Consider the following 11,018-nt stretch of genomic DNA (forward strand, 5'->3'; position numbering starts at 1 on the left):
CACCCGCCCCGCACAGCACCGCAGCCTCACACCTCCCCAGCCTCGTCGGTCGCCTTCGCTTCGCTCGGCGACCGACTCCCTCGCGCGGTGCTGCTCGGCCGCGGAGCGGCCTCGCAGGCACGCGCCACCGCGGTATCATTTATAACTATTCGACGGAGTCGCTCGCGGTCATTTAAATACCGTATTACCTGACGCGGTCACGACGGGAGGTGATCCGACTCAGTCACACGATCTTCATCATCCGCGTCTCGAACTTCCCGACGCGGACGCGGACCCAGCCCGCGAGTTCGTCGTCGAGGTCGGGGTCGTCGGTGTCGACGCGGAGCGCGCGCACGTCGTCGAGCTTCGCCCGCGACGCGACGATCCGGAGGTCGCAGCGCCGAATCACGGCCGGCGATATCTGGGGGTTGCCGCGGCCGAAGACGAACCCCTGCCCCCCGATCGGCGAGACGACGATCACGTTCTCCTCGCCGAGCGCGTCGAGGATCTCGGCCTCCGTCGCGTCCAGCGCGATAACCTCGCCGTCGCGCCAGAGGTCGACGCCGATCGGCGACGGCTCGAAGCCGAGCTCGTCTTTGATCGCCCCGACGGTCGACCCCGGGCCGAGGACGAAGGTGACGCCCTCCCCGTCGCGCTCGCGGATGTCGGCCGCGACGCCCTCCGCCAGCGACTCGACGGTGCCGCTCGCGGTCTGTTTCGACGACTGGAGGTCGTCGGCGACGGGGACGTGCGCCACGCCCCGAAGCTCCGGGTGGACCTCTCCCTCGCGGTAGGCGTCCTCGTCGATGTCCATCACCTCGCGGCGCTCGGTCCGCGAGAACGACGCCGCGACCTCGGCCGCGTCCTCCGGCGACACCGCGAACACCGACGAGTACACTTTCACCCCCGCGGGGACGCCGAGCATCGGTACCTCGGTTCCCTCCAGCGCGGCCGCGACGTCCGCGGCCGTTCCGTCGCCGCCGACGAATAAGACGAGATCCACGGGATCGGCGGCGGTCTCGTTGCGGTCGGCCGCCCCGACCGCCTCGACGCCGGCGCCGTCCCCGTCGATCCCCGCGAACGCTCGCACGACCGCCGCGGTGTGCGCCGCGGTCGTCTCGGTCGGGTCCGGGGCGGCCGCCGATTCCGACGCCTCGTCCCCGTACGGGTCGACGACGCGGACGGGGTCGAACCCCGCCGCGCGGACGATCGACTCGCCCATCGGGTCCGCGGCGACGGAGACGCTCGTCTCGGGGGCGACCGCCGCCAGCCGGTCGAGCGTTCGTTTCGCCCGGGCCGGCGCCCGCGGCTCCGCGCCGCGCTCGACCGCCTCGGCCACCTTCCCGTCGGTCCCCTTCAACCCGACGCGACCGCCCATCCCGGCGACCGGATTCACGACGATCCCCACGTGCATGCCCGACGTTCACCTCGCCGGGCTCTTAAACGAGGCGCGTCTGACAGCGCCGCGAGGCCCCTGCGACCGACTCGCCCGTCCGATCGGCTGATAAAGCTCCTCAACACAGAGGCACGGGAACCAACTGGCGTCCGCGTTTACACGTTGACGCCGGTGGAACGAGCCCGCCATCGGCGACGCCACGTGCTCGTCTCAGTGGGACTGGATCCCTCCCCGCGGTAGGCTGCCACACGCCCGTCCGTTCCGGTCCCGTTTTCGGGCCGCGCGGCGGTGCCTCGACCGCCCGGCTGCGGCTCCCCGTGCGAGAATCAATACTTAAGACATCCGCAGAACAACGCCGAGACATGATCCTCGAAGCCGCCGTGACGGAGCCGTTGCCGATCAGCGCGACCGCGGGCGCGGTCCTGCTCGCGAGCCTCGCCCTCGTCGCCGTGTGGGTCGCGTACCTGTACCGCTAGGCTGACCGCTCGTCCAGTCTCGCTAGGCTGACCGCTCCGCGACCGCGTCCGCGTGCTCGCGAATCCACGCCGCGGCGCGCTCGGCCTCCGCCTCGCTCTCGGCGGTGATCTTCACCGTCACGACCTCGCCCGGGTAGGAGCCGACGCGCACGTCGAACCGCTCGCGCAGCGCCGCGAACCGGTCGAGCAGCTCGCTCTCCGGCTCGTCGACGTCGACCGTGAGCACGTGCGTGGGGGTCCCCGAGAACTCCTCGGCGACCAGTTCGAACATCGCCTTCATCTCGCCCGGGACGCCCGGGAGGACGTAGACGGACTCGACGACGGCGCCCGGCGCGACCCCGACCTCGTTCGGCAGCGGCCGACAGTCGGCCGGGAGGTGCGTCGTCTCGGCGGCGAGGTCGTCCCCGCTGTACCCGCGCTCGGCGAGCCAGCCGGCCGCCTCCTCGTTCGCTTCGAGGTCGCGGCCGAACGCGGCCGCCACCGCCGCCATCGTCACGTCGTCGTGCGTCGGCCCGAGACCCCCGGTGACGATCACTGCGTCGTACTCGGCGTGGTACTCGTTGACGACACGCGCGATCTCACTCACCTCGTCCGGCACCACGGTCACCCGCCGGACCGCGACGCCCCGCGCGTCGAGGCGGTCGCAGAGCCAGGTGGCGTTCGTGTTCTCGGTGTCTCCGACGAGGAGCTCGTCCCCGACGGTGATGACGGCGGCGTTCATATCCCACTCAAGCGGCGCGCGGTAGAAAAGGACCGCGGCGGGGGCGACGCGAGGGAATCGGTGCGACCGCGACCGTCAGAGCCAGCCGTCGTCCTCGTCGTCGTAGACGCCCAGTCCGAGGTCGCGCCGGCGCTCGCGGAGCGCCTCCAGCTGTCGCCGGAAGTAGAGCGTCCCCGCCGCCGCGGCGACCACGCCGATGAGGAGGATGACGCCGAACACCGCCAGATCGCCCTCGCGGTAGGACTGGACGACGATCGAGCCGCCGGTCACCTCCTCCCAGACGATCCGGTCGCGGTCGCCGACCGTCTCGACCGCGTGGTCGCGCGGCGACACGTGGCCCACGATCGGGAACTCCGTGCTGAAGCCCGCCGGCAGCGTCACGGCGTACGACCCCTCGACGTACGCGAGCATCGTGAACCGGCGGGGGGATCCGGCGCCCGAGAACGCCGCCTTGCCCCCGGCCATGTCGTCCGCGAAGCGAATCCACGTCTCGTCGGTCGTCCGCTCGATCTCGCCGCCCCGCGCGCGGAACTCGCTGCCCGTGATCACCTCGCCGTCCGGGTACCGGTATCGGAACGCCTCGAACTCCAGCGGCTGGTCGCCCGCGTACGGCGTCTGCTCGTACAGCCGGAGCTCCTCCCTGTCGCCGACCGCGTACACGGCGGTGTACGTCGCGTCGGTCGAGAGCTCGAACGCGGCGTCGCGGTCCGTGTCGAAGTCGTACTCGCGGGGCGGCTCGGCGTCGAGCGTCTCGTTCGTCACCTCGCCGCCGCCGGTCGCGTAGCCGAGGCAGCCGGCGCTGACCGCGAGGAGGGCGATCGCCGCCACCGCGAGCGCGAAGCGTCTGTTCACGGTTCTCGGATCGGGTTAGACCACACAGCGCATCTCGGCCGGGAGGTACGAGCCGATGGCGGCGAGTAACCCCGGCGGGTCGGTGCCTTCCGCACAGACGATGCTCTGTTCTAAGAGTCCCAGCCGCTCGACCGTGACGATGTCTTGGGCGTGGCCCGCGCGGTTCACCGTCGCGCGCGTCTCCCCGCGGGTCGCGGAGTTGACGTTCACCCGGCCGTCGCCGCGCTGCCAGTCGTACAGGCGGTCGCGCTCCGCGTCGGCGAGCCGAGACGGCTCCGCGTCCGGGTCTCCGGCGTCGCCGCCGTAGACGAACCGCATCGGGAGGTGCTGGACGAGGCCGAAGCGCTCGACGACCTGCTCCGGCGAGCCGACGCCGAGCCCGAGCTCCTCCGCGGGGACGAACACGTCGACGCCGGCGTCGAGGGTGATCCCGACGTCGTCCCACGATTCGAGGGTCCCGACGTACTCCTCGCCCGCTTCGAGGCCGCCGTCGTGGGCGACGACCTCGCCCCACGACTCCGCGAGGACGTTGCGGGCGACCGGCGCGTCCTCGCTGGTCACGTCGACCTGAACGAAGTCGTCGTCGCGGACGCCCACCTGCCAGTCGACGTCGAGTTCGCCGACGTCGTTGGCGACGAGCGAGTTCATCCCGTCGAGTGCGCGGTCTCGGGCGTCCCCCTCGACGTAGCACTTCGTTGCGAGGACGACCATCAGCCCGTCACGTCCGCGTTGAGCTCGTCGCGCAGCTCGTCGATGCGCTGGTCCATCGCGTCGCGGAGCCGGTCGTTGTCCATCGCGTCGAGCGGCGAGCCGCACTCGGGGCACTCGAAGCCGAAGTCCATCGCCTCGCCGAACTCGAAGCGGATCGAACACACCTCACAGAGGTAGAACTCGTGGGTGCGTTCGTACTCCTCGCGCTCCTCTAGCGCGTCGAGCAGCCGGTACATCTCCTCTTGGAGGTTCTCCGGGATGTTGTCGTAGTGGAACGTCCAGAGGTACGTGAGCCAGCCGGAGTCCTCGTCGCGGACGCGCCGGTACGTCGCCAGGTCGTTCTCGTACAGGATGAACAGCGCGCGCCGAACGTCGTTGAGCTCCAAGCCGAGCTCCTCGGCCAGCTCCTCGTCGGTGACCTCGCCGTCGGGCGGCGCGGCCGCGACCGGCATCCCCGTCGGCCCCACCAGCTCGTGGAGGTACTTCTGGATGACGGGGTCGTTCAGTAGATCCTCAAAAGCCATTACGCGAAACTGGTGGTGGAATCCGGTTAAAACCTCCGAAAGGCGCGGTCGCGGCGCGTCCCGTCCGTCCGAGAGCCGTCGCCGGAACCGGCGCCCGAATCGCCGCCGGCGGACCCGCGGGTCCGGCAGAGCTTTACGCGCCGTGGCTCACACTCGCCCGTATGGCAGACTCGGTCGACGGACGGGGGCGGCGCGCGCTCGGCGCCCTCGCGCTCCTCGCGGTCCCGGCGGTGATAGCGGCGGTCCCGCTGGTCCCCCTCGCCGCGCTGCTCGGCCCCGGCGGGCTCGCGCTCGTTCCGCTCGGCGCACCCGGCGGACTGCTCGCGGCCGCCGTGATCGGTCCGGTGGTCTCCGCACTTCTCGGTCCGGTTCTCGTCGACAGGCGGATCGCCCGACTGCCGAACGCCGAGCTGGACGACCGCCGGTCCGACTTCGTCGCCGACCGCGTCGAGGCGCTCGCGGCCGACGTCGGCGTCGAGCCTCCCGAGATACACCCCGTTCGCGCCGACGCCGCGAACGTCGCCGTCGCGGACGGCTACCGCGGGTCGCGGCTGGTGGTCTCGACCCGGCTGCTCGCGCTCCCGAAGGCCGACCGCGACGCCGCGCTGCGCCACGCCCTCGTCCGCCTGCGGACGCGACAGGCACTGCTCACGACGGCGACGCTCCCGGCGCTGGCGGCCGTCGAGACCGCGGCGCTGTTCGCGACCCTGCTCGTCGGCCGCCGCGGGGACCGCACCGCCGCGGACCGGCGCGTCAACCGTATCCACGGCTACGAGCCGGACCGCGAGCGCGTCCCGTCGTGGGCGTACGCGGCCGCCGGCGTCCTATGCTGGCTGCTGCTCCTCCCGGCGTGGCTCCCCGCGACGGTCGGCGATCGGCTCGCCGTCGCCGGCGGGCGCCGCGCCGCGGACGCGCTGGTTTCGCGGGCCGGCGCCGAGGAGCGCGAGGGGCTCGGCAACGCCGTCGCGTTCGCCGGCGACGCCGCCGGCGCCGGCGACTGGCCGCCCCTCCTCGACCGGCTCTCCTTCGTCTCCATGGCCGACGCCGAGACGGGTCGGGTGCGCGGGACGAGCCGACAGGAGGCGCGGACGCGGCTCGCGCGGCTCCGGTCGAAGCGAGCGCTGTAACGACGCCGCGACCCGGGCCGCGGCCGTCCGCCGACTCAGGGGTCGAGCGGCACTTCGAGCCGGATCGCCGTCCCGTCCGGCCCGGTGTCGACGTCGAACTCGCCGCCCGCTTTGGCGACGACCCAGTACATCAGCCAGATGCCGAGCCGGTCCGCGTGCGTCAGCGACGTCTCGCCCGCCTCCAACACCTGCGTCTCGTGGTCCGGGATCCCGGGGCCGTCGTCCGCGACCTCGATCGCGATCCACCCGGAGGGGCGCCGCTCGACGCGCACCTCGACCGACGGCGACGGGCCGTCGTTGTGTTTCACGGCGTTCTCGACCGCCTCCGTGACGGCGACCGGGAGGCCGATGACCGTCGCCTCGATCGGGTCGTCGTCCGGGAGCGACAGGGTGACCTCGGCGTTCGGGTAGCGGCTGTGGATCCGGTTCCGGAGCTCGATCAGTTCGTCGCGGAGATCGATCGGCTCGTCGAGCGGGGGCGCGGAGACCGTCTCGTCGACGGTCTGGACGGCGGAGGCGATTCCGGTGAGGTCCGCCGCCGTCTCGGAGATGACGTCGAGGGACCGGCGGCGCGACTCCTCGTCGGGGTCGTCTCGGAGCAGGTCCGCGTACCCCGAGATGAGGTTCATCTTGTTCCGGAGGTTGTGGTTGAGCACGCGGGCCATCACCTCCAGTCGGCGCTCGCGGATCTTCCGCTCGGTGATGTCGGTCTGGAACCCGACGAAGTGCGTGGTCTCGCCCGAGTCGTCCCGGAGGGGTTCGATCTGAAGCCGATTCCAGAACTTCTGTCCGCTCTTCCGGTAGTTGAGGATGTCCACGTCGACCGACCGCTCCTCGCGGAGCGCCGTCCGGATCTCCGTCTGCGTCTCGTCCGAGGTGTCCGGTCCCTGAAGGAACCGGCAGTCCTCGCCGAGCTTCTCGTCGCCGTAGCCGGTCAGCTCCTCGAACTGGTCGTTGCTGTACACGAGCGGCCGGTCGTCGCCGTCGGCCGCCCGCGCGAGGGTGATCCCGACCGGGGCCTCGTCCATCGCCCGTTCCGTGAGCCGTAGGTCGGCGACGGTCCGCCTGAGCCGGAGGGGAGTCAGGCGCCGCTCGACCAGGTTCGAGACTCGCGTGAGCAGCGCCCGCCGGGCGACCGGCAGCTCGATCACGTCGTCGACGCGCTCCCACGCGCGGTCGTTCGGCCCGCCCGCCGCTCCCTCGCCCACCAGCAGCGCGAACGGCAGGAACGCGGGGTCCGCCCGGTCGCGACGGTCCTCCACCCGCTCGGCGACCGCCTCGAAGGCGGCCGCGTCGAGGAGGCAGCAGTCGAACTCGCGGTCGAGCCCCGACGGGTCGGCCGCGGTTCGGACTCGGTATCGGTCGCCGAGCGCCTCGGCGAGCAGGTCGCGGTCGCGGTCGGCGTCCATCAGGAGGAGGACGGTCGCGTCGTCGCTCGCGGTCGGCGTCTCCCCGCCCTCGCGGTCGACGGTTCGGACGCCGTCCCGGGCCGAGTCCGTGAGGCCGGACCCGTCCCTGTCGGCGCTACCGACGACCGGACCCGACTCCGAACCCATTTCGTACAGATGAGGCGGGGAACCCAATAAGAACTACCCATTTATATCACGGTCGCGGCCGACTGGCCGGTATGACACCGCAGCTGTCCGAGCGAGCGTCGACGGGGGTCGCCGGGCTCGACGAGGTACTGTCCGGGGGGGGTCATCCCGGCGCGGAGCTACATGGTCCGCGGACCGGCCGGAAGCGGGAAGACCATTCTGAGTCTCCATTTCCTCCAGCAGGGGATCGACGAGGGGGAGACGGCGCTTTTCATCAACCTGGAGGAGGACCTCCGCGACCTGAAGGCGAACGCCGCGGCTCTCGGGTTCGACACCGACGCGATCGAGTTCCTCGATCTGAGTCCGAGCGCCGACGCGTTCGTCGAGGACGAGTCGTACGAGGTGTTCGAGCCGGCGGAGGTCGAGCGGGAGCCGCTGACCGACCGCATCGTCGAGGGCGTGACCGAGGCGGACCCCGACCGCGTCGTCGTCGACCCCCTGACGCAGCTCCGCTTCCTGCTGTCCGACGACTACCAGTTCCGGAAGCAGGTGGTCGGATTCATGCGGTTCCTGAAAGACCGGGGGGCAACGGTGTTGTTCACGGTCCAGAACACCCCGTCGCTGCCGACGGACGACCTGGAGTTCATCACCGACGGGACGATCCGACTGGACGCCACGTCGTACGGCAAGACTGTCCGGGTTCCGAAGTTCCGCGGGTCGGCGACCCAGAGCGGCGACCACGCGTACCGGATCACCGAGTCGGGGATCGAGGTGTACCCCGCGCTCCAGCCCGGGACGAACCAAGTGAACGACGACGACGGCGAGTTCGAGCAGATCTCCTCGGGGATCCCCGAGGTCGACGAGCTGCTCCACGGCGGGATCGAACGCGGCACCGTCAGCATCGTCAGCGGGCCGACGGGCGTGGGGAAGACGACCCTCAGCACGCAGTTCATGAAGGAGGCCGCGGGCCGGGGGGAGCGGTCCGTCATCTACCTGTTCGAGGAGACGAAGGAGACGTTCCTCGCCCGGTCGCGGGCGGTCAACATCCCGGTCGACGAGATGATCGAGAAGGGGACGCTTCAGGTGACCGAGGTGGAGGCGTTAGAGCGGTCGCCACAGGAGTTCGCGCGGATGGTCCGCGAGGAGGTCGAGGAAGAGGGCGCCGACATCGTGATGGTCGACGGCGTCTCCGGCTACCGGCTGACGCTTCGCGGCGAGGAGGAGCAGATGCTCCAGCAGATGCACGCGCTCGGCCGCTACCTCAAGAACGCCGGCGTGACCGGCGTACTCATCGACGAGACGCGGAACGTCACCGGCGAGTTCCGCGCGACGATGGAGAACGTCAGCTACCTCGCCGACAACATCGTCTTCCTCCGCCACCTCGAGGTCGACGGCGAGATACGGAAGGCGATCGGGGTCTTGAAAAAGCGGACGAGCGACTTCGAGCGGACGATCCGCGAGTTCCGCATCACCGAACACGGGATCACCGTCGGCGAGCCGATGTCCGGACTCCGCGGCATCCTGAGCGGCACGCCCGAGGTCGTCGAGCGGGAGGCGGACCGGAACGACCGGGAGTAATGCGATTCAGTCGCGGTCGGCCGCCTCGCCTGCCCCCTCGACCCCGTCTCCGTTCCCCTCTGCCGGCCCCTCCTCTGCCGGCCCCTCCTCTGCCGGCCCCTCCTCTGCGTCGACCACCGTCTTGCCGGTGGCCTCCGGGACGACGCGGCGGTCGGCGTCCGCCCATTCGCGGTCGAGTTCCGCGCCGTCGAACAGGCGGTCGAGGAAGACCGCGAGGCCGGCGACCTCGGAGTGCGGCTGGTTCGTCACGCCCACGTTGAAGTCGGCGCGCTCGTACAGCGCCCACGGCACCTTCTCGCCGCCGACGACGACGAGGAGGTCGCGCGGCGGCGACGCCTCCCCGACCACGTCCGGCTCGTCGAGCCCGACCGCTTCGCGAACGTCCCCTTCGACGTCCTGAACGCGCTCGCCGTACATCGTGAGATGGACGACGACGCCCTCCCAGTTCCCGACGAACGCCTTCTGATCGTCCCTGAGTTCGACCGCGAACGGGCCGCCGAACCGGTCGGTAACCCCGCGGATGGTCTCCGCCGACTGGCCGGCGTTGTCGGGGAAGATCACTCGGTCGGCGCCGAGCGCCCGCGCCGTGAGCCCGACGTGCGTCGTCATGCGGTCGTCGCGCCCCGGCCGGTGGCCGTACCGGAGGACGACGACCTCGCGCGCATCGTTCATGCCACGGGCTGGGCGGTCGAACGGGGTGTCGCTTTCGATGCGAGCGTGCGGGCGACGCCCCTCGTCGGGGGGTGATTCGATCCGTACTCGTGGATCGAACCGGGGTGGAAACGGCCGAGGTGACCACGTAACTGAAAGATTCATGTGGGAGGCGGTCGCGGTATGCGCCATGACGAGCGTCAAGGAGTTCCGCGTCGACGAGCCGGCGACCGCCGACGGGCTCGGTCGGGGGCGGTTCGTCTTCACGGACGCCTACTCGGTGTTCGACTGGGGGCAGATGCCCGACGCGATCCCGAACAAGGGCGCGAGCCTCTGTACGATGGGGGCGTTCAACTTCGAACTGCTGGAGCGCGAGGGGATTCCGACCCACTACCGCGGGGTCGAGGACGCCGACTCCGGTGATATCGTCCCGCTCGACGAGGCGACCGCGCCGCCGACGGAGATGGCGATCGACTTGACGCAGGTTCCCGACCTGCCGTACGAGGGCCCCCACGCGGGCTACGACTACGACGCCTTCCACGCCGCGGGCGGGGAGAACTACCTCGTCCCGCTCGAAGTGGTCTTCCGCAACCGCGTCCCGGTCGGGTCCAGCCTGCGGAGGCGCGCGGACCCCGCCGACTTCGGGCTCGACGACATCGCCGGCCCCGACGGCGACTGGCCGGACGAGCCGGTCGACCTCCCCGAACCCGTCGTGGAGTTCTCGACGAAGTACGAACAGCAGGACCGCTACCTCACCCGGGCCGAGGCCGACGCGATCGCGGGCGCCGCCGACGTCGACGCCCTCGAATCGCTCGCGCGCGACGTGAACCGCGTCGTCACCGAGCGCGCCGAAGCCGCCGGCTTCGTCCACGAGGACGGGAAGATCGAGTGTCTCTACGTCGACGGCGAGCTCCGCGTCGCCGACGTGGTCGGCACCTTCGACGAGAACCGGTTCTCTTACGGCGGTCGGGGGATCTCGAAGGAGGTCGTCCGCCAGTGGTACAAGGCGAACGACCCCGACTGGGTCGCGGCCGTGAAGGAGGCGAAGACGGCCGTCGGAGACCGCGACATCGACGACTGGCGCGAGATCTGCGACCGCGATCCGGTCCACCTCCCTAACGAGGTCGTCGACGCCGTCTCGGCGATGTACGCGGCGGGGACGAACGCGTACACCGACCGCGAGTGGTTCGACGTGCCCGACATCGAGGCGGCGCTGGATTCGGTCGACGATTTATAAGCGAACGCGACCGCTGACGACTAGAAGAACGCGACTACGGCCTCTGCGGAGGACGGTCCGCTCAGCCCTCACGATCGACGGGACTTGAGGAAAGCTGTTTACTTTGCTCTGTTGAATCCGCAGAAGGCGGCGGGATAGCGTCGCTGTAAAGGTGGAAGCGAAGCGGAAGAGCCGAATGTGTCCAAACTACTCTTCCGCTTCGTTAAGCAAGCCGCGTCGCTGGCTCAAAAG

General features: G+C 70.6%; 9 protein-coding genes and 1 pseudogene. 3 read left to right on the forward strand and 7 right to left on the reverse strand.

Annotated features, from left to right (window positions below):
- Positions 1-223: 223 nt before the first annotated feature.
- The 5 genes from EXE46_RS15385 to EXE46_RS15405 all read right to left on the reverse strand — a co-directional run bounded on the left by EXE46_RS15385 (position 224) and on the right by EXE46_RS15405 (position 4,659).
- A complete protein-coding gene (locus EXE46_RS15385; protein ID WP_137689232.1) occupies positions 224-1,393 on the reverse strand; it encodes an ATP-NAD kinase family protein in 1,170 nt (389 codons plus the stop codon).
- Positions 1,394-1,873: 480 nt separating this feature from the next.
- A complete protein-coding gene (locus tag EXE46_RS15390) occupies positions 1,874-2,572 on the reverse strand; it encodes a molybdopterin-binding protein (RefSeq protein ID WP_137689233.1) in 699 nt (232 codons plus the stop codon).
- Between the two features lie 75 nt (positions 2,573-2,647).
- On the reverse strand, positions 2,648-3,424 hold the full coding sequence (locus tag EXE46_RS15395; RefSeq protein WP_137689234.1) for a DUF5803 family protein: 777 nt from the start codon (positions 3,422-3,424) through the stop codon (positions 2,648-2,650).
- A 15-nt stretch (positions 3,425-3,439) separates the two neighbouring features.
- Positions 3,440-4,135 carry a DUF2110 family protein gene (locus EXE46_RS15400; protein ID WP_137689235.1) on the reverse strand — a complete coding sequence of 232 codons (696 nt, stop codon included), beginning with the start codon at positions 4,133-4,135 and terminating at the stop codon, positions 3,440-3,442.
- Positions 4,135-4,659 carry a transcription factor gene (locus tag EXE46_RS15405; protein ID WP_137689236.1) on the reverse strand — a complete coding sequence of 175 codons (525 nt, stop codon included), beginning with the start codon at positions 4,657-4,659 and terminating at the stop codon, positions 4,135-4,137. The genes EXE46_RS15400 and EXE46_RS15405 overlap by 1 nt, the downstream gene beginning before the upstream one ends.
- Before the next feature lie 161 nt (positions 4,660-4,820).
- Between EXE46_RS15405 and EXE46_RS15410 the strand changes: the two genes are divergently transcribed.
- Positions 4,821-5,786, forward strand: a complete 966-nt coding sequence (locus EXE46_RS15410; RefSeq protein ID WP_137689237.1) for a hypothetical protein — start codon at positions 4,821-4,823, stop codon at positions 5,784-5,786.
- 35 nt (positions 5,787-5,821) lie between these two features.
- On the opposite strand, the gene EXE46_RS15415 is transcribed toward EXE46_RS15410, so the two are convergent.
- Positions 5,822-7,342: a PAS domain-containing protein gene (locus EXE46_RS15415; RefSeq protein ID WP_137689238.1), complete on the reverse strand. Its 1,521-nt coding sequence runs from the start codon at positions 7,340-7,342 to the stop codon at positions 5,822-5,824.
- Positions 7,343-7,413: 71 nt separating this feature from the next.
- On the opposite strand from EXE46_RS15415, the pseudogene EXE46_RS15420 reads away from it, so the two are divergent.
- Positions 7,414-8,899 (forward strand): annotated as a pseudogene (locus EXE46_RS15420) (ATPase domain-containing protein).
- Positions 8,900-8,905: 6 nt separating this feature from the next.
- Here EXE46_RS15420 and EXE46_RS15425 read toward each other — a convergent pair.
- On the reverse strand, positions 8,906-9,571 hold the full coding sequence (locus EXE46_RS15425) for a tRNA (cytidine(56)-2'-O)-methyltransferase (protein ID WP_137689239.1): 666 nt from the start codon (positions 9,569-9,571) through the stop codon (positions 8,906-8,908).
- A 169-nt stretch (positions 9,572-9,740) separates the two neighbouring features.
- Here EXE46_RS15425 and EXE46_RS15430 point away from each other — a divergent pair, with 169 nt between their 5' ends.
- Positions 9,741-10,787 (forward strand): phosphoribosylaminoimidazolesuccinocarboxamide synthase, encoded by a 1,047-nt coding sequence (locus EXE46_RS15430; protein ID WP_137689240.1) that lies wholly within the window; start codon positions 9,741-9,743, stop codon positions 10,785-10,787.
- The last annotated feature ends 231 nt before the right edge of the window (positions 10,788-11,018 follow it).

Origin of the sequence: Halorubrum sp. GN11_10-6_MGM, from assembly GCF_005435165.1 — an archaeon.
Classification (GTDB): Archaea; Halobacteriota; Halobacteria; order Halobacteriales; family Haloferacaceae; genus Halorubrum.

What these genes read in the sequence shown, in the direction of transcription:
- EXE46_RS15385 (WP_137689232.1), bottom strand. Translation starts at nt 1,393, where the DNA reads ATGCACGTGGGGATCGTCGTGAATCCGGTCGCCGGGATGGGCGGTCGC.
- EXE46_RS15390 (WP_137689233.1), bottom strand. Translation starts at nt 2,572, where the DNA reads ATGAACGCCGCCGTCATCACCGTCGGGGACGAGCTCCTCGTCGGAGAC.
- EXE46_RS15400 (WP_137689235.1), bottom strand. Translation starts at nt 4,135, where the DNA reads ATGGTCGTCCTCGCAACGAAGTGCTACGTCGAGGGGGACGCCCGAGAC.
- EXE46_RS15405 (WP_137689236.1), bottom strand. Translation starts at nt 4,659, where the DNA reads ATGGCTTTTGAGGATCTACTGAACGACCCCGTCATCCAGAAGTACCTC.
- EXE46_RS15410 (WP_137689237.1), top strand. Translation starts at nt 4,821, where the DNA reads ATGGCAGACTCGGTCGACGGACGGGGGCGGCGCGCGCTCGGCGCCCTC.
- EXE46_RS15415 (WP_137689238.1), bottom strand. Translation starts at nt 7,342, where the DNA reads ATGGGTTCGGAGTCGGGTCCGGTCGTCGGTAGCGCCGACAGGGACGGG.
- EXE46_RS15425 (WP_137689239.1), bottom strand. Translation starts at nt 9,571, where the DNA reads ATGAACGATGCGCGCGAGGTCGTCGTCCTCCGGTACGGCCACCGGCCG.
- EXE46_RS15430 (WP_137689240.1), top strand. Translation starts at nt 9,741, where the DNA reads ATGACGAGCGTCAAGGAGTTCCGCGTCGACGAGCCGGCGACCGCCGAC.